13 protein-coding genes are annotated in these 17,996 nt (G+C 63.6%); 6 read left to right on the top strand and 7 right to left on the bottom strand.

Going from position 1 to position 17,996, the window contains the following annotated elements; translation table 11 throughout:
- The first annotated feature begins 58 nt into the window (after window positions 1–58).
- Complete coding sequence (gene folP, locus HWX69_RS07085; RefSeq protein ID WP_178916378.1) at window positions 59–2,503, top strand: dihydropteroate synthase; 2,445 nt, start codon at window positions 59–61, stop codon at window positions 2,501–2,503.
- Between the two features lie 57 nt (window positions 2,504–2,560).
- Window positions 2,561–3,250, top strand: a complete 690-nt coding sequence (gene fer, locus HWX69_RS07080) for a ferredoxin Fer (RefSeq protein ID WP_178916377.1) — start codon at window positions 2,561–2,563, stop codon at window positions 3,248–3,250.
- Window positions 3,251–3,268: 18 nt separating this feature from the next.
- On the opposite strand, the gene HWX69_RS07075 is transcribed toward fer, so the two are convergent.
- Together HWX69_RS07075 and HWX69_RS07070 are read right to left on the bottom strand one after the other, a co-directional pair.
- The gene (locus HWX69_RS07075; protein ID WP_178916376.1) at window positions 3,269–5,254 is read right to left on the bottom strand and encodes an AMP-dependent synthetase/ligase; all 1,986 of its coding nucleotides are present in this window, start codon (window positions 5,252–5,254) and stop codon (window positions 3,269–3,271) included.
- A gap of 81 nt (window positions 5,255–5,335) precedes the next feature.
- A complete protein-coding gene (locus tag HWX69_RS07070) occupies window positions 5,336–6,391 on the bottom strand; it encodes a glycosyltransferase (RefSeq protein WP_178916375.1) in 1,056 nt (351 codons plus the stop codon).
- A gap of 101 nt (window positions 6,392–6,492) precedes the next feature.
- Here HWX69_RS07070 and HWX69_RS07065 point away from each other — a divergent pair, with 101 nt between their 5' ends.
- A complete protein-coding gene (locus HWX69_RS07065; protein ID WP_348642991.1) occupies window positions 6,493–8,286 on the top strand; it encodes a S9 family peptidase in 1,794 nt (597 codons plus the stop codon).
- Between the two features lie 373 nt (window positions 8,287–8,659).
- Here the strand turns inward: HWX69_RS07065 and HWX69_RS07060 are convergent, their stop codons facing one another.
- Window positions 8,660–10,636, bottom strand: coding sequence for an AMP-binding protein (locus HWX69_RS07060; protein WP_178916374.1), 1,977 nt, complete (start codon window positions 10,634–10,636; stop codon window positions 8,660–8,662).
- Between the two features lie 118 nt (window positions 10,637–10,754).
- On the opposite strand from HWX69_RS07060, the gene HWX69_RS07055 reads away from it, so the two are divergent.
- Entirely contained in the window at window positions 10,755–11,336 is a 582-nt protein-coding gene (locus HWX69_RS07055) for a GNAT family N-acetyltransferase (protein ID WP_178916373.1), read from the top strand.
- A gap of 45 nt (window positions 11,337–11,381) precedes the next feature.
- Here HWX69_RS07055 and HWX69_RS07050 read toward each other — a convergent pair whose 3' ends face one another.
- From HWX69_RS07050 to HWX69_RS07040, 3 genes are all read right to left on the bottom strand, one after another.
- Window positions 11,382–12,539, bottom strand: coding sequence for a DUF1102 domain-containing protein (locus HWX69_RS07050; RefSeq protein WP_178916372.1), 1,158 nt, complete (start codon window positions 12,537–12,539; stop codon window positions 11,382–11,384).
- An 87-nt stretch (window positions 12,540–12,626) separates the two neighbouring features.
- A complete protein-coding gene (locus HWX69_RS07045) occupies window positions 12,627–13,388 on the bottom strand; it encodes a hypothetical protein (RefSeq protein WP_178916371.1) in 762 nt (253 codons plus the stop codon).
- Between the two features lie 334 nt (window positions 13,389–13,722).
- Window positions 13,723–15,270 carry a VWA domain-containing protein gene (locus tag HWX69_RS07040; protein ID WP_178916370.1) on the bottom strand — a complete coding sequence of 516 codons (1,548 nt, stop codon included), beginning with the start codon at window positions 15,268–15,270 and terminating at the stop codon, window positions 13,723–13,725.
- A gap of 342 nt (window positions 15,271–15,612) precedes the next feature.
- Between HWX69_RS07040 and HWX69_RS07035 the strand changes: the two genes are divergently transcribed.
- Together HWX69_RS07035 and HWX69_RS07030 are read left to right on the top strand one after the other, a co-directional pair.
- The gene (locus HWX69_RS07035) at window positions 15,613–16,224 is read left to right on the top strand and encodes a DUF7344 domain-containing protein (protein WP_218644681.1); all 612 of its coding nucleotides are present in this window, start codon (window positions 15,613–15,615) and stop codon (window positions 16,222–16,224) included.
- Window positions 16,221–16,913, top strand: a complete 693-nt coding sequence (locus tag HWX69_RS07030) for a hypothetical protein (protein ID WP_178916369.1) — start codon at window positions 16,221–16,223, stop codon at window positions 16,911–16,913. Before HWX69_RS07035 ends, HWX69_RS07030 begins: the two co-directional genes overlap by 4 nt.
- Here the strand turns inward: HWX69_RS07030 and HWX69_RS07025 are convergent.
- On the bottom strand, window positions 16,891–17,967 hold the full coding sequence (locus HWX69_RS07025) for a DUF5305 domain-containing protein (RefSeq protein WP_178916368.1): 1,077 nt from the start codon (window positions 17,965–17,967) through the stop codon (window positions 16,891–16,893). The genes HWX69_RS07030 and HWX69_RS07025 overlap by 23 nt on opposite strands.
- Window positions 17,968–17,996 lie beyond the last annotated feature (29 nt).

Genomic DNA, 17,996 nt, shown 5'->3' with positions numbered 1-17,996 from the left:
CGGGGGCCATCCCACCTGCGTTCGACACGCTAAAGCGGCCGCCGGAACTCCGTAGGGTATGGAGTACCACGAGGCGGCGAACTTCCTGTTCGACCTCCGCCGGTACTCGCCGACGACCGGCGTCGAGTCGACCCGGCGGCTCCTCGATTTCCTCGGGGAGCCCGGCGAGGACCTCCGGGTCGTCCGCATCGCGGGGTCGAACGGGAAGGGCAGCACCGCCCGAATGGTCGAATCCGTCCTCCGGGAAGCCGGCTACGACGTTGGGCTGTACACCTCCCCGCACCTCGACGACGTTCGCGAGCGCGTCCGCATCGACGGCCGGAAGGTCTCGAAGACCGCCGTCCGTGAGTTCGTCGAGCAGGTCGAACCGTACGTCACGGAACGGGCCGCCGAGGGCGCCTCGCCGACGTTCTTCGAGACGACGACGGCGCTTGCGGTGTGGGCCTTCGCCCGTGCCGACGTGGACGTGGCGGTACTGGAGGTCGGCATCGGCGGTCGCTACGACGCGACCGCCGCCGTCGACAGCGAGGCCGCAGCGGTCACGAGTGTCACGCTCGAACACGCCGATATCCTCGGCGATACGATACCCGAAATCGCCCGCGACAAGGCCGCCGTCGCGCCGGATTCGAACCCGCTCGTCACCGCCACCGAGGGCGAAGCTCTCGACGCCGTCACCGACGTAGCCGGTGACGTACGCCGCGTCGGAACCGACGACGAGGCGGACATCCGCATCCGCGACGACGGACGGGTTGGCGTCGAACAGGCCGTCGCACTCGACGGCGACGACTGGGCTGTCGAGACGCGTCTCCCGCTCCTCGGGACGTATCAGGCTCGCAACGCCGGCGTCGCAGCTACGATTTGCCGACAGATAGGTGGCGTCTCGACCGACGACATCGAACGCGGCCTCCGGAACGCCCACTGGCCCGGCCGCTTCGAGGTGATGGAACGAGAGCCGCTTATCGTCCTCGACGGCGCGCACAACCCCGGGAGCTGTGCCGGCGTCGCCGAGACGCTGTCGGGGTTCGAGTACGACGACCTGCATCTGGTCTTCGGCGCGATGTGCGACAAGGACCACGCGGGGATGGTCGAGGCGCTTCCCGACCCCGAGTACGTCTACACCTGCCGACCGGACTTCGAGCGCGCCGAAACCCCGGACGCGCTCGCGGCGGCCTTCGAGGCCGCCGGGTCTGGTGCCGAGAGACGGACGAAGGCGGCCGTCGAAGACGCCGTCGAGGCCGCCATCGACGCGGCCGGCACAGACGACGCCGTCCTCGTCTGTGGGTCGCTGTTCGTCGTCGCCGAAGCCAGACGACGCTGGACCCGACTCCGCGTCGAAAAGCGCGTGCCGGACCTCGACACCGCACGAGAGGTCCTCGCCGACGCCGACGTGACCGAGGGGGGCATCCGCCGGATGCGAGCGAAGGGCGTCCACCGCGTCGTCGCCACGCGCGTCCAACCGCGGCAGGCGGAGTACCTCAAACAGGAGTCGCTGTCGCTCGGCGCCGAGTGTGCCACCTCCGGACTGACGGCACAGGACCGCGAACTCGTCGACGTGGTGTTGATGGGGACGCTCGCGCAGTTCAAGCGCCTCGCCGAGAAACTCGACGGGCAGGCCTACGGCCTCTCGCGGTTCGCCGACGAACTGCGGGAGACGCTGGAAATCGGCCATCGACCCGAACCACACGGCTACCCGTGGGACGACGGAACGGCCGTCATGGGGATTCTGAACGTGACGCCCGACTCCTTCCACGATGGCGGCCGCTACGAGGACATCGACGACGCCGTCGAACAGGGCCGACGCCTCGTCGAGGCCGGCGCCGACATCGTCGACGTGGGCGGGGAATCCACCCGGCCGGGCGCCGACCCCGTACCAGTCGAAGCCGAGAAAGAGCGCGTCGTCCCCGTCGTCGAAGCGCTTTCCGACACCGACGCCCTCGTCTCCGTCGACACGCGGAAGGCCGAGGTCGCACGGGCCGCCCTCGATGCCGGCGCCGACATCCTCAACGACGTCTCGGGGCTGGAGGACCCCGAGATGCGGCTGGTGGCGGCCGAACACGACGTTCCCGTCGTCGTGATGCACTCGATTCACACCCCGGTCGACCCCGAGGCCGACATCGAGTACGACGACGTGGTCTCCGATACGCTCGATGCGCTGGTCGAACGCGTCCTGCTGGCCGAGAAGGCCGGTCTCGACCGCTCGCAAATCATCGTGGACCCCGGTCTCGGGTTCGGGACGGCACCCGAGGAGGACTTCGAGATACTCGGCCGCTTAGCGGAGTTCCGCGCGCTCGGCTGTCCGGTTCTCCTCGGCCACTCACACAAATCGATGTTCGGCCTCGTCGACCGTGAGGCGGACGAACGACTCTCGGCGACTGTCGCCGCAAGCGCGCTGGCTGCCGAACGGGGCGCCGACATCGTCCGGGTTCACGACGTCGAAGAGAACGTCGCGGCGGTAAAGACGGCCACTGCCGTGATGGACCCCGCGGCGTTCACTGAGGAGTAACCGACACGTTCGGCCGATTGGAGAAGATATATCCTCGCCGTTCGACTACACGTAGCCGTGGCGTCCCCGTTCGAGGTCCTGGGTGTCGAGCCGGGTGCTGACCAGCGGGAGATAGAGCAGGCTTACCGGGACCGAATCAAGGAAGCCCACCCCGACCACGGCGGCTCTCCACGGGAGTTCAAGCGCGTCCGGGAGGCCTACGAGGACATCAAAGCCGGCCGCGCCCGGAGCGTGCCCGACGCCGACGAGAGGGTCGGCGCGCCGGGCGAACCGGAACCCGAGACCGACGAGTCGGACGAAAGCACCGACGGACCCGAGGAGTCGGCGACGCGCGTCGAGTATCTCAACTACGACGTGCTCGCCGACCACGGCTGGAGCCTCGAAGACGACGACCTCTTCGATAACGCGTCGGCGGCGAACCTCGACCACGAGGACTACGGCCGGTTTCTGGCCGAACCGCGGGAGTCACTGCTGGAAGCCGCCGAGAACCGCGGTTTCGCGTGGCCCTACGCCTGCCGCGGCGGGGCGTGTGCGAACTGCGCCGTCGCCATCAAGGAGGGCGAACTGTCGATGCCCGTCGACCACATCCTTCCCGACGAGATGCTCGACCGAGGGATTCGACTCTCGTGTATGGCGCGGCCGGCGACCGACCGACTGCAGGTCGTCTACAACGTCAAACACCTGCCCGACCTCGACGACCTCCTGTTGCCGCCGAGTCCCTTCGAGAAGGCGCAAGCCGACGACTGAGAGCGGACGCTCGGCGGTTCAGTCGTCCGTTGGAGCGGCTTCCGCCTCGGCTTCGTCGGATTCCTCGCCGTAGATGTCCTCGATGGCCTCCTCGTAGGCAGCCCGGATGTTCCGTCGTTTCTTCTTCATCGACGGCGTCAACAGGTCGTTTTCGGCGGTCCACTCCTCGGGCACCAGACGGAACTCCTTGATCGTCTCGTGTTTCGACAGCACCTCGTTGACGCGGTCGACCTCCTCGGCGACCCACTCGTGGACTCTGTCGTCCTCGATGGCCGCTGCGGGGTCTTCCGGAAGGTCGATTCCCTCCTCGTCGGCCCACTCCCACAGCTCTTCGAAGTTGGGGGCGATGACCGCGCCGATGAACTTCCGGTCGTCGCCGACGACCATAATCTGGTCGACGCGTGCGGAGGTGGCGAACTCGTCTTCGATTGGCTCCGGCGCGACGTTCTTGCCCGTATCGAGGACGATGAGGTTCTTCCGGCGGTCGACGAAGCGGACGTAGCCGTCGCCGTCGATGGCGACGATGTCGCCGGTCCGGAAGTAGCCGTCGTCGGTGAAGGCGGCCTCGGTCTTCTCGGGTTTGTTCCAGTAGGCTTCGAAGACGTTCGGCCCCTTCGCGAGGAGTTCGCCGACCTCGCCTTTCTCGGAGGCTTTCGTCTCCTCGCTGACGACATCGGGGTCCAACTTCAGGTCCACGTCACACAGCGCGATACCCATCGTCCCGACGCGGATGTCCTCCGGGGGGTTCGTCGTCAGCGCGGGCGCGGTCTCGGTGAGGCCGTACCCCTCCAGAATCGTCAGCCCCATCGCCCGATACAGTTTCGCGAGGTCCTCCGAGAGCGACCCACCGCCGGAGACGAACAGTTGGACGTTGCCGCCGAGCGCCTCCCGCACCTGCGAGAAGACGAGTTTGTCCGCGATTTTCAGTTTCGTCTCCAAGATGGTACCGGGGTCCTCGGCGTCGTCGTAGGTCTGGGCGGTGTCGACGGCCCACTCGAAGATGCGCTTTTTGACCGGCGACTCGGAGGCCTGCTCGCGCATCTGGTTGTAGATGCGCTCGTAGACGCGCGGCACCGACGCCGCGGCGTCGGGACCGACCTGCTGGAGGTCGTCGCCGACCGTATCGGGGTTCTCGGCGTAGGCGACGGTCATCCCGATGCCCAACTCGTGGAAGTGGTTGATGCGCTCGAAGGCGTGGGCGAGCGGCAGGAACGAAAGCGCCGTCATCCCGGCTTCCATCACCGGGATGTCCTCGCCCTTGTCCGGACGCGGCCCGATGCGCTTCCGGAGTTGGTTGAAACAGGTTCGCCAGTTCTTGTGAGTCAGCTCGACGCCCTTCGGGTCGCCCGTCGTCCCCGAGGTGTAAACGAGCGAACAGAGGTCCGTCCACTCGCGGTTCTCGAGCCACGACTGGAAGGTCTCCTCGTCGTGGTTGGCCTCGCCGAGTTCGTACACGTCCGCAAGCGTGTGGATGTCCTCGCGGTCGGCGTACTCCTCGGAGACCTCGTCGATGACGACGACGAACTCCAACTCGAGGTCGTCTTCGACCGACAGTAACGTCTCCAGCAGGTCCTCGTTCTCGACGACACAGCCCATCGCGTCGTTGTCGTCCAGCAGGTACTGGACCTTCGGCGCGGAGGATTCGGTGTAGACGGTCGTGACGACGCCTTCGGCGGACTGAATCGCGTAGTCGGCCTGGGACCACTCCATCCGCGTGTTCGCGTAGATGCCGACCCGGTCGTCGGAACCGACGCCGAGTTCCCGAAAGCCCGTCGCGAGATAGCGCACGATGTCGCCGGTTTCCTCGTAGGTGAGCGCGCCGTACTCGCCTCGGGGCGGTTCCGGAACCACGTCGTCGGTCAACGACCGGTCGTAGACGCCCCCCTTGTACATCTGTGCGTCCCGACTGCCGTTCCGTCCCACCGAATCGAAGAACAGTTCCGGAATGGTCGTCTCACCGATTACCTCGTCCGTGTACTCGCGTTCGACTGCTCTCCAATCCATAGTGATTGATAATCACACACTCACTTGAAGCTATCCGCGCGTTGACCACTTCACGGTGTTCCGAGACCTGTTCGACGGATTTCAGGGCGCCTCGGCGCCACAGGACCGGAACAACTCGAGGTAGCCATCGACGACCGCGGCGTGGTCGAACGACCGGAAGGATTCCTCGATATCCCGGAAGCCGTAGCTCCAGGCCTCCTCGATGGCCTCGTCGAGGGCTTCCATGTCGGTGACGCGGATGCCGCGCTCGCGGCGCTCGACGAGTTCGTGGGCGCTGGAGTCGCCCTGATACTCGACGATGCCGACACAGCCGGCGGCGAGTGCCCACAGCAACTCCTCGGCGAACAACTCCCGTCGGGCGGTCTGGACGAAGGCGTGGGCGCCCCGGTAGATGGCGACGCGCTGTTCGCGGTTGCACTCCCCGACGAACTCCACGCGGTCGGCCAATCCGAGGTCACGGGCCTGCCGCTCGTAGTCCGCTCGTTCGGGGCCGTCACCGATGACCGTCGCCGTCCAGCCGTCCTCCCCGCGGAGTTCGGCCAGCCCCAACAGCAGGCTCTCCAGATTGGCGTCCTCGTCGAGTCGGCGGGCGTACACCACGTCGCGGCGTTCGGCGGGGTCGGTGTCGGCGACGAGCGAGAAGTCGATGCTCTGGGGGACGACCGTGGTGTTCGACTCCGTCGCGCCCAACTCCCGGACGCGCGTCCGCTGGAGTTCCGAGGGCGTGACGACTCGCGTCGGAACGCGGGCGGCGGTCGCGGTCCACGGCGACCCCTCGACTTCCGGTTCGTCGCCGAACCACTCACAGATGAGCGGTGCACGCGCGAACGTGGCGCCGAGTCGTGCGGAGACGACGGCGCCGGGCGGCGACGCCGAGGCGAGGACGACATCGGGGCGGTGCCGAGCGAGCAGGCCCGGAATCCGCGTGTAAAACAGCGGCGGCGTATCGAAGGTGACCGACTCGTAGACTACGTCGTCGAGTTCGAACTGTCGGGTGTCGCTGCCCCACCAGCCGAGACAGTACACTCGAACCTCGTGGCCACGAGCGGCGAAGCGGCGGGCGAACCGCCGGAGGCGCAACGCGCCGTCGCGGTCGGACTGCGGCGGTGGCCTTCTGAACACGACCGCGATTCGCATGAACCCGACGACGAAGCGGGGTGGCAAAAAGGAATGGGAATCCCTGCCGGAGCCATCGCCCGGGCCGAATCGATATTACCAACCGGCCCCAGTTCCGGAGCGTGTACGACATCGAGCGCTATCTGAACGTCCGAAGCGCCTTCGGGTCGAGTTTCGCCCCCGACGGCACGCTCGCGTTTCGGATGGATACGACCGGGACGCCACAGGTGTGGACCCTCGAGGAACCGGGCGCGTGGCCGACACAGCGCACCTTCTACGACGAGCGAGTCACCTTCAGCACGTGGTCGCCCGAACGGAACGAACTCGTCTTCGGGAAAGACGAGGGCGGCAACGAACGCCAGCAGTTGTTCCGACTCGACGCCGACGGGACGGTGACGAACCTCACCGCGACGGACGCGAAACACCGTTGGGGTGGCTGGAGCCACGACGGCGAGCGCATCGCCTTCGCCTCGAACCGACGCGAGGAGTCGGCCTTCGACATCTACATCCAAGGACGCGAGGAGACGGGCGACGACGCCGAACTGATACACGAAGGCGACGGCTGGCTGTCGCTCGGCGGGTGGAGCCCCGACGACTCACGGCTGCTCGTCCACGAGGCGTACTCCAGTTTCGACCACGACGCCTACGTCCTCGACGTGGAGTCCGGGGAGTTGACCCATCTGACCGACCACTCCGAGGACGCCATCCGGTATTCGAGCCTCTCGTGGTCCCCCGACGGAACAGGGGTGTACTGCTGTACTGACCTCGACGCCGACACACTGTATCTCGCGCGACTCGACGCCGAGACGGGCGGCATCGAGACGGTCGAGGAAGGCGGCGAGTGGAACCTCGACGGCGTCGCGTTGGACGACGAGACGGGTCGACTCGTCTACTCGCGGAACGTCGACGGCTACACGGAGCTGACCGTCGGCGAACTAGCCGGAGCGACCACAATCGAGACGTTTCCCGACCCCGAGATTCCGGCGGGCGTCGCCGGCGGCGTCGCCTTCGACGACGACGCCGACCGCTTCGCCGTGACGGTCACCGCCGACACCGAGAACACGAACGTCTACGTCGTCGACGTGGCGTCGGGCGCCGCCGAGCGGTGGACTCAGGCCTCCACCGCGGGCATCCCCGAGGAGACGTTCCGGGAAAGCGAGTTGGTGCGCTACGAGACGTTCGACGACCGGGAGATTCCGGGCTACCTCTCGCTTCCGGAGTCGGTGCCGGAGGAGGGAGCACCCGTCGTCGTCGACATCCACGGCGGCCCGGAGAGCCAGCGGCGACCCGCCTTCTCGCCGGTCAAGCAGTACCTCCTCGCCCACGGCTACGCCGTCTTCGAGCCGAACGTTCGCGGGTCGACCGGCTACGGCCGGGAGTACACCCACCTCGACGACGTCGAAAAGCGGATGGACTCGGTGGCCGACATCAAGGCGGCCGTCGAGTGGCTCGCCGACCGCCCCGACATCGACGGCGACCGAATCGTCGCCAAGGGCGGCTCCTACGGCGGGTTCATGGTACTCGCGGCGCTCACCGAGTATCCCGAGTTGTGGGCCGCCGGCATCGACACCGTCGGCATCGCCAACTTCGTGACGTTCCTCGAAAACACCGGCTCGTGGCGCCGCGAGTTGCGCGAGGCCGAGTACGGCTCGTTGGCCGACGACCGGGAGTTCCTCGAATCCATCTCACCCATCAACAACATCGAGGCCATCGAGGCGCCGCTGTTCGTCCTCCACGGCGCGAACGACCCCCGCGTGCCGGTGGGTGAGGCCGAACAGATCGTCGAGCAAGCCAGAGCACAGGGCGTCCCCGTCAGAAAGCTCATCTTCGAGGACGAAGGCCACGGCTTCTCGAAGTTGGAAAACCGCATCGAAGCCTACACCGAAATCGTCGACTTCCTCGACGAACACGTCTGAAGACGGCTTTCGAGACGGGGTTCGGGATTCGAGCGATAGCCGTGGTGGGCACAAGCTTTTTGGTACGCCAACACATACCATACTACGAGAGGTGGTGACCAGTCTACGGGGAAACACACCAGCAATCGACCGGACGAATCGCCATCGAACGACTGCTGTAGTGGTATCGACTCGAAAACTCCCGACCCAAGAGGGCCGACGCACTGCATCGAATCGATTCGCAACCCACGTTTGAACCGAGCACCGAGGGTCCGGACCCTGTCCCGGGGACCGTAGCGAAACCGACGCGAACCGAACGAATCGAGAAACGGACGGAGAAACCGAAGGACCGAGCGAAAAACACGACCGAGTATTTTTTCGACCGACGATACCCCTACCGTGCGTTCTCCAGTTCCTCCATCGCTTCGGGGTTCTCGATAGACGACATGTCACCCAAGTCCTCGCCGGTGTAGGTGGCCTGAATCGCCCGTCGGATGATTTTCCCGGACTGAGTTTTGGGGAACTCGTCGACGAACAGCACCTCCCGCGGCCGGAACGGTTTGCCGTGTTCCTCGCCGACCTTCGCGCGGAGTTCCTCTTTGAGGTCCTCCGACTCCTCGTATTCCGGTTCGAGGACGACGTAGGTGACGACGGCGGTGCCGGTGGTGTCGTCGGGGACGCCGACGGCAGCGGCCTGATTGACCGCCTCGTGTTCGATGAGCGCCCCCTCGATTTCGGCGGGGCCGACCTTGCGGCCGGCGACGTTAAGCGCGTCGTCGGCCCGGCCGTGGAGGTACCAGAAGCCGTCCTCGTCCTTCTGAGCCCAGTCGCCGTGGTCCCACATCGGCGGATCTTGGAACGACGACCAGTACTCGTGGAGATACCGGTCGTCACCCTGCCACAGCGATTTCGTCATCGACGGACAGGAGTCACGCGCGACGAGATACCCGCGCTCGTGATCCTCCTTGATTGATTTCCCGGCCTCGTCGACGATATCGATGTCCATCCCGAGACCCGGGCCACCGAGCGTACACGGCTTCAGCGAGTTGATCGGCATCGGCATCAGGAAACAGCCGAAAATCTCGGTCCCGCCGGAGATGTTGATGATGGGTGCCTCGCTGCCGCCGACGTTCTCGTAGAACCACAGCCACGATTCGGGGTCCCACGGTTCGCCCGTCGAACCAAGCAACCGCAGACTTGAGAGGTCGTGACCCTCGACCCACTCGTCGCCCTGCTTGCGGAGCGCCCGAATCGCCGTCGGCGAGATGCCGAACTGGGTGATGTCGTGGCGGTCGATCATCTCCCAGAACCGATCCGGTTGGGGGTGGTCCGGCGCGCCCTCGTACATCACCATCGTCCCCCCGAAGGTGTGCGTCCCGATGAGCGTCCACGGCCCCATCATCCACCCGATGTCCGACACCCAGAAAAACCGGTCGGAGGGCTTCAAATCGAACCCGAAGTACACCTCCTTTGCGGCCTGCAGTTGCGCGCCGGCATGCGTGTGGACGATCCCCTTCGGCTTGCCCGTCGTCCCCGAAGAGTACAACAGCATCGACTCGTCGCTGGCATCGAGTTCCGTCGTCTCGTAGTCGTCGGCCTGCGTGGCGACCGACTCGCTCCAGTAGACGTCCCGGCCATCGGTCATCTCGGGGTCGCTGTCGGGGAAGCGCCGGTAGACGACCACGTCGGTCACGTCGTGGTCGGCCTCCTCGATGGCCTCGTCTGCGGGCGCTTTCAGCGGTATCTCCGACCCCCGTCGGTAGAAGCCGTCGGCGGTAAACAGCACGTCGGCTTCGGGGTCCTCGATGCGGGTGGCGGTGGCCTCGACGCCGAAGCCCGAGAAGATGGGAACGGCGATGGCGCCGACTTTGAAACAGCCGTACAGGATGGAGATGACCTCCGGGACCATCGGCATGTACAGCGCGACGGTGTCGCCCTTCTCGACGCCGACGGATTCGAGGTAGTTCGCCACCTGATTGGAGGTGCGTGCGAGTTCGTGGTACGTGAAGTTCCGAACGTCGCCGTCCTCGCCCTCCCAGATGCAGGCGACTTTGTTCCGGCGCTCGGAGTCGGCCGCCGCATAGCGGTCGACGGTGTTGTGGGCGACGTTCAGTTTCCCGCCGGGATACCAGTCGGTGAACTGCGGCCCCTCCGAGTCGTCACGGACCGTGTCGTACTCCTCGTACCACTCGATGTCGAGATAATCGGGCAGTTCGTCCCAGAACCACTCCACGTCGCCCGTGGTGCGTTCTATCAGTTCCTCGTAGTCGTCGATGCCGTACTCCTGCATGAACGCCCAGACGTTCGTCGACTCGACGAACGCGTCGTCGGGCTCGTGTACGATTTCGTCGAACTCCTCGAGAGACTCCATACTGTGATGTGTTCGCACCCGCCGTCAAGTAGTTTTCTTCCTTAAAAAAACAAAAAACGAATTTCATGTTGTCCGACGAGGGGGAACGGTTTTGCGTCGGCCGCTCCAACGCAACGCTATGTACGTCCGGGACGCACGAAACCGCGATGAGGCCTGGCTGTTAGACCACATCGAGGCGATGGGCCTGGACGAAACGGCCTTCCGGTCGCGGGACTACGTCATCGCCGTCGACGAGGAGTCGAACACCCGCGCGGGATTCGGCCGAATTCGAGTCCACAGCGGCGACGACGGCGAGGTTTGTGAACTCACCTCCATCGGCGTCCTCGACGGCTGGGAGCGACAGGGCGTCGGCGCCCACGTCGTCGAGCGCCTCGTCGACAGCGCCGAAGCCGAAGGGTTCGACCACGTCTACACACTGACGAGTTCACACGACTACCTCACCCAATTCGGCTTCGAGGGCGTCTCCTCGGATTCCCTTCCGGAGGTGTTACAGGAGCGACTCGAATCCAAGCGGGAGTCGCTGGACCCCGAGGCGGTGCCTATGCGCATCGACACTGAGCGGTTCCGGATGCCCGAGCGCCTCCGCGAGCGGTTCAAGGTCGCAGCCGAGGCCCAACCGGAGCCCGAACCCGAGGAGTCGGCCGAGGATTTCGGTATCGACCCCGACGAAGCGACCTACAAGTACGATACCGGGAGCTGAGGCTCCGTTCGCAGCGTCAAAAAAAGCCGTCTCGGAAGGCTCCGTTCAGGTCGAGGGTTTGTTGCACTCCTTCTTCGTTTCCTCACCGTCGGCGACATCGAAGCTGCCGCCACTTTCCTCAACTTTGAAGCCTCTCTCACCGTAGCAGGGCGAGGACTGACATCGGACGTAGTCGCTTCCGTCGGTACCGAATGTGATGCCTGCGGACCCGTTGCCTGCAACGAAATCGTCTGCGGCGCGACCGGCCCCGAACGTGCTTTCGTCGGCCGACATGAGGGCTGTTCCCTGCGTCGCGTTATCGGCGTCGAACAGGTACCATTGTTGGCCGCCGAACAGGACGACCTCCTCGATGGCGTCGTTCGATTCCCACTCGACTCCGACGGGTTCGCCGTTATCTTTCGTGTTTTTCACGTCGACGCTTTTGATATCGGGGACAGTACCATCGCCCGTACAGAACGCGACGAAGCTGATTGCTGTGAGGTCCTCGAAGTCCTCCGTTTCATCAGGTTCGTCTTCGCCTCCCTCGTCACCATCATCCCCGCCGTCGCCATCATCGCCATCACCCGGTTCCTCGGTGTCGCACTCGTCACCGGCGAAGGCCGTGATGCTCAACGAGGCGTCTTCGAAGATATCCGTGCCGGCGTCGAAGCCGAACGCTCGGACGACGAAGCCGATACACAGACACTCACCCGGGGCGAGGTGGTACCCCTCGGCTCTCGGTTCGAGTGGCGACATGTCGATGACGGCATCCCGATCGTCGCCCTCGTAGAAGACGACCGCGTCGTCTCCCACCGAGAAGCCGTACTCGGCTTCGTACTCGTGCGGAACCGGTCCCGGAATCTCCGGAACGTCGAGGCGGAAATCGACGCAGACCCCGTGGTCGCTCTGATTGCAGACCTCGAAGACGTTGTCGAACCAGTAGATGGATTCAACGTTGACACCGTCGCCGATTAGGTCGTCGTTGTCGTCGCTTATCTGCAGGGCGAACTGTCCGTTTTCCTCGACGACGTAGACCCCGTTTGAGGTTGGCTGGCCCTGCGGACCCCTACACGGCCCCAGTCCGATCAGTGCATCCGAATCGGGGACGACATCGATGCTAGTGTCCCGTCGGACGTTGGCCGCGCTGAACGCTCCCGAACCGACGAGTGTACTTGCACCTACCGACGCGCTTCCGAGGCCGACGAGTATGGTTCTTCGTTTCATAGTTGTGTTGTCGGTGCTTTGACCACCACCAGCGGGCTCACACTGGAGGGCCGAAGGTCCGACTGTAGCGGCTGCTGTCGGCCCGTTTCAGTTGTCGATGTTTTCCCCGGACGGCGGGTCCTCGCCAGCGTTGACGACCAGCGATCCTTCCCAGTCGGGCGTGTCTGTCGAATCGACGTCGCCGACGTTGATAATCAGTGAGACGTAGAGGCACTCACCGGGGCCGAGTTCCGTACTCACACGGCCCGCATTGTCAGTCATATCCATCGCGAATGCGGCACCCCATGTGTCGTCAGCGCTGCCGACGAGCACGGCCGCCGCATCCTCATCGTCGACATCGCTTGAGTCGGTCGGAGCCGAATCCGCGTCGTAGGTGAGCTCGAATTCGTAGGTTTCGTCGCTCTCGTTGCAGAGTGCGAACGCTGGGTCGTCCTCGATTTCGTTGTCCGATGGACCGGGCGCGGCACTCCCGTACAGGACATCATCGGAGCTGATACCAGCGATGCCCTGCTTGTCGAGGCCGTCTTCGGCGTCTTCTTCGCCCAGGGCACCAACCTGGTAGGTCGAGTTGGCGTTCACGCCGTTGCCGCTCTGGTTATCCGCTTTGAAGCTGATGTAGAGCTGGCCGTCCTCGTAGCCGACCCGACTTTCAGAGACGGTTGAGTCGTCACCGGCAACATCTTCATGATGGCCGGGAAGCAATTGAATAAGCGCAGCGTCGTCGGCACTGACTGCCACGTTTGCCTCACGATTTCGAATCTGTGCGGAACTGAACGCGCCCGACCCCACGAGCGCGCTTGTTCCGACTGCTGTACCACCGGCCGCGATCAGGAACTTTCTTCGGTCCATATTGGTTTCACCTTGGTTTCGCGCGCCCCCACACCACACCGCTGTACCACCACCGACCGACACACCGTCTCGCCCGACGCGCTTGAGAGGACCATACAGCCATACCTACGTTGGTATTGGCAGCCACACCGAATCACAACGTGTCGTGTCGGTCCGGAAACCCGAGTGTGAGCCGACGAAACCCCTCGTTGAACCGTGGTCGAACTCGGTAATATCGGAATGAACGCACTGGGAGTGTCAGAAGTGAGGGATCACTCGAGAGATCACGTTCCGTAGTTGCTCGAATCGTACTCAGAGGCCACTCGCTAGCAGTAGCCGAAAGGAAAACGCCTACTCAGGTCGACGGCAGGGTGTACTCTTTGGTGTCCGTCGCGACCCTGGAGTCTTGGGAGTCTTCGACGTGAAGTAGCACCTCGCGGGTCGAGTCGCTCGGGTCCGGGTTGCACGTCTGGTAGGTGAGTGCGTAGGTTCCCGAAATTATCTCGCCGATGTCCTCGAAGATATTGGCAATATCATCTTGACCGCCGACGAACGCGTTTTCGTCCCCGGCCTGAATGGCATCGTCGTCATCACCGTTCTTCGGTGGACTCGAAATGCCAAGCATCAACTCCTCGTCGGCATCATCCCCATAGGCAATAGAGATGATGGTTGTGCCATCTCCTTTCGCAGTATTGGCAGCGGCTTTCGCGTCGCTACTGAAGCTCTCAACACCGTTTGCGAGAACCACCATGAATGCCGGTACGTCACGCCCGTTGTTCTCAAGTTCCTGTTGAGAGACGTTGATGCCGTCTTCCATAGGCGTTCCACCATCGGCGGTAAGACTGTCAATGGAGCTCTTGATATCGGTTTTATCGGTGCCGAGTGGGTCAAGTACTTCCGCGTCGGGAGTCCCAGATCCGTCCCTTGGGAATTGAGCCAAACCGACGTTGACTCCCGGTCCTAAGTTGTTTACGAGTGTCTCCGCGCCGTCCTTTGCGTTCGGGAATTTACCGTCTTCGTCATCCATCGACCCCGAGGTATCCATCAATATCATCACATCGGCTTCCGCTCTCTCGTCTTCCCCCGCAAACGCGACCGTCGGGTCCTGTCCGAAGTTGTCGCCTTCGAACGTCTCACAGAGGGTGAAATCCTCTGCTTTGAGGTCTCCGTCCCCGCCCGCGTCCGTCTCTACCCGAGCAGTGACTGTGACCTCCGGGAAGTTGCTATCGTCAACGCTCTCTATCGTGAGGAAATCCTCATTCCCGTCGCTCTCAGAGACGCTGCAGGGAACGCACTCGTTTTCTTGGGGCGGCTGCTCGACCCCGTCAGGACACTCCGAGTCCGCTCGGAGGTTGATGTCGTCGCCGACCGGTTCGAGAATCGTATCGGCTTCGGCTGACGTGAGTCCGACGGTGTTCGTCTTGATGCCGATACAGACACAGTCGCCGCTGTCCAGTTCGTGACCGTTGCTGGCGCCCAGAATCGAATCGTCGGGGTCAGCACCGAGATAGAAGTCCACTCGGGGGTCTCCTTTCGACGGCCCGCTGTCGACCTCCGGCCATCCGTTCTCCCGTTCGACCCACAGACAGATGCTGTGGTCGCTCTGGTTACACACCCGAAACACCTCGTGGAACAGGTACACGGAATCGCCGTTGACGCCGTCACCCTCGTTCGGCTTTTCCGAGATGTCGACGAACAGCTCTCCATCGTCGTCGACGCCAGCGTATTTCGCGTTGTCCGAGCCGGGACAACGGTCCAATCCGACCAATGCGCCGGGGTCTTCCGAAACCTGAATCGAGACGGGACGCTCGGCCCGCATCGCCGAGAACGCACCCGAACCGACCAGTGCACCACTGCCGAGGGAAGCACCCCCCACGCCAATCAGGAATTTTCGTCGTTCCATGGTTGTTGTACCTCCTTTGTGCGCCTCCCCGCGCTCGCGAGGGCGAGCGCGAACCTGGGAACCGCTCGATTCGAGGTAGATGCCGACCCCACGTTGGTATTGCCTAACACACCGAGTCGAACCCGAACCTTCAGAGCCGAAACGGAAGGTTCAACGACAGAAACGAATGGTTTCCAGACGTACTAAGCGACTACAAATGTATAATGAAGGGTTCGTTTTTCGAGTGTTCAGTTACCATAAGGACCCAGATGCCGGAAATAAACGGCGTTATTAATACTTCCGTTGAACGGACGAAAAGTAATTTGTGGGTTATGATCAACCCCCATCCGGATTGGTGGGAGCATGAAAGATTCAAATCAGTTCGAGGGACTACACTCGACGGGGCGGGGAACCCTCACGGACACGCTTGAGGCTGGAGAGATATCCGTTCCACGGGAAGACATCTTCGAGGTGCTGTGTAATGCCCGTCGGCGGTGTATCGTTCACTACCTGAAAAAGTATGAAGGCAGGCGAATCGAGCTCAGGGAAATCGTCGACTACGTCGCCGCGTGGGAGGAGGGGACGACTATCGACCGACTCGACAGCGACAAACGCAAGAGCGTCTACTCGGCGGTCAGGCAGACACACCTTCCAAAACTCGAAGATGCCGGACTCATCGAGTACGACCACATGCGCGGTGACGTGGAGTTGACCGACGCCCTCCAAGAGGTCCAACTGTATCTAGAGTACGTCCCCGGTAACGACATCCCGTGGAGTGAGTACTACCTCGGGTTGTCGCTCGTGGCCGCCGCGCTCATCGCCGCGACGTGGTATGGAGCCTACCCGTTCAGCGGTCTCTCTGGATTCACGCTGGCAGTGATTCTCGTCGCAGTGTTCGGAGCATCGGCCGTCGTTCAGACGTACCAGACCGCGCGAAACCAGCTCGGAACCGGGAAATACGAACTAGAAGAATGACCTCTCGAACGCTCGTCGGGTTGTTGGTAGTGGCGCTTGGAGCGTCACTCATCGTCGCAAGCGGTGGCTTCAGCGCCGCAGAGGTCGACCGCAACGCGACGGTCGATGTCGTGGACGACCCCGACGCGTTGGTCGGCGTCGAGACACACGACATCGAGATGGAGAAACAGGATCACCCAGACAGCATCGAGACCGACATCGGAGTCAGCATCGATAGGGCCGAGGCTGGGACGGCGGTGGTGTTCGTCTACGAAGACGTTCCAATCGTGACGGTAACGAACCGGGCCCCTGCGTCACTGAGCACGAATGCAACTGTCGAAACAGAAGGCGACTATCCCAGCGTAGAGCGACACGGAACACCATCAGACCTCGCCGTCGGTGAGTCGGGGAACGTGACGGTCGACGTAAAGTGCCCAGTCGTGCTCACGAACGTCGGCGATGGAAGAGTCGAAGTGTCCGCACTCGATGTCAGGGAGACGAAGACAGCCCTCGACATTGGCGCCGACTCCCCGGTTGCACGGACGACAGCACGGATGACGCGAGTGGCGACTGTCGAGTGCTCATTCCCCGGGACAACGGTCCAATTCGACTTGCTACCGGATAGTGCGCTCGATAGGCCCGGGGTAGAATATCGGCCCGGTTCCGTCGAAAACGCGAGCCAGAACCCTACTCCAGTTCTCGAAGATTGACGTGCTGTGGCGGTTCGAACTCGTAACACAGCGACTCCCCGAGTACGTAGTACCGGTGTTTGCCGACGTCCTCGATCACGCGTGCGTCGGTATCGATGGCGATGTCGACGAGGTCCTCGAGATTGTCGATGCGGACACGCGGTTTGTCGTCGGCCGCGGTCGACACCGCACCCCGGGATATCCACTGGTCGAACTCCCTTCGTTCGGCGGCAAACGCCAAGGTTCGGCGTTCGGCGTCGGTCACCTCGAACGCTCCGCGATATCGGCCGACCGCGATACCGGCGAGTCCCACGAGCGAGAGAACGACGAGCAGCGGCCCGAGAGCGCTCCGAATCGGCCCGTAGCTCCGTTCGACCGACACCGTCTCGGTTCGCGGATGGGATTCGGTCTCTCCGGAGGGCCCGCTCACGCTGTAGGTGTCCGAACCGGGGTCGAGCGTGAGCGTGTAGTTGGCGTCGTCCGTCGCGTCGCCGCCTGCCGCCGTTCCGGTGGCTTCGACTTCGGAAATCACGCGAACGGATGCCTCCCCGGGTGAGGCGCCGAGGTCCTCACGGACGCCTTCGATCTCTGCGAGCACTTCGGTCACGTTGATAGTGAACGACGTCGTCGCCAGCTCACCGGGAGCGACCGTTTCGGAGGTCGTTCCGAGCGGTTCCTCGATGCGCCAGAGTTCGTCGGTGTCGCCCTCCTCACCTTCCGACACCGACCGGATGACGAGCGTCGTCGTACTCTCGACGGTCAGTTCCCCGTCCGGTGCCTCGAAGCCGTATCTGAACTGCCCGTCGAGTTCCGGGCCGACTTGCGTGTAGTACAGCGAGCGGTCCTCCAGCGTCTCGCCGACAGGGAACACCCTGTTTTCGGTCTGAATCGTCGAAGCGTGCGTGTAGCCGCCCACGGAGCGCCACTCACTTACGGTTCGCTGTTCGGTCTCCGTCCCCGGTTCGACGTTGGTCGTGTAGGTCAGCGCCCCGCCGACGAGCAACACGACGACGAGCACCGCCGCGATAACCACCGCGTAGTCGGCGACCACCACCTTCGCCCGTTTCCCCCACATTTCGTCCCGGCAAACGAGAGGCCACAATA

Source organism: Natronomonas gomsonensis (assembly GCF_013391635.1).
In the GTDB taxonomy this organism is placed as follows: Archaea; Halobacteriota; Halobacteria; order Halobacteriales; family Haloarculaceae; genus Natronomonas; species Natronomonas gomsonensis_A.
This window is presented reverse-complemented; position numbering and strand designations above follow the sequence as displayed.

What these genes read in the sequence shown, in the direction of transcription:
- folP (WP_178916378.1), top strand. Translation starts at nt 59, where the DNA reads ATGGAGTACCACGAGGCGGCGAACTTCCTGTTCGACCTCCGCCGGTAC.
- HWX69_RS07075 (WP_178916376.1), bottom strand. Translation starts at nt 5,254, where the DNA reads ATGGATTGGAGAGCAGTCGAACGCGAGTACACGGACGAGGTAATCGGT.
- HWX69_RS07070 (WP_178916375.1), bottom strand. Translation starts at nt 6,391, where the DNA reads ATGCGAATCGCGGTCGTGTTCAGAAGGCCACCGCCGCAGTCCGACCGC.
- HWX69_RS07060 (WP_178916374.1), bottom strand. Translation starts at nt 10,636, where the DNA reads ATGGAGTCTCTCGAGGAGTTCGACGAAATCGTACACGAGCCCGACGAC.
- HWX69_RS07055 (WP_178916373.1), top strand. Translation starts at nt 10,755, where the DNA reads ATGTACGTCCGGGACGCACGAAACCGCGATGAGGCCTGGCTGTTAGAC.
- HWX69_RS07050 (WP_178916372.1), bottom strand. Translation starts at nt 12,539, where the DNA reads ATGAAACGAAGAACCATACTCGTCGGCCTCGGAAGCGCGTCGGTAGGT.
- HWX69_RS07045 (WP_178916371.1), bottom strand. Translation starts at nt 13,388, where the DNA reads ATGGACCGAAGAAAGTTCCTGATCGCGGCCGGTGGTACAGCAGTCGGA.
- HWX69_RS07040 (WP_178916370.1), bottom strand. Translation starts at nt 15,270, where the DNA reads ATGGAACGACGAAAATTCCTGATTGGCGTGGGGGGTGCTTCCCTCGGC.
- HWX69_RS07035 (WP_218644681.1), top strand. Translation starts at nt 15,613, where the DNA reads ATGAAAGATTCAAATCAGTTCGAGGGACTACACTCGACGGGGCGGGGA.
- HWX69_RS07030 (WP_178916369.1), top strand. Translation starts at nt 16,221, where the DNA reads ATGACCTCTCGAACGCTCGTCGGGTTGTTGGTAGTGGCGCTTGGAGCG.
- HWX69_RS07025 (WP_178916368.1), bottom strand. Translation starts at nt 17,967, where the DNA reads ATGTGGGGGAAACGGGCGAAGGTGGTGGTCGCCGACTACGCGGTGGTT.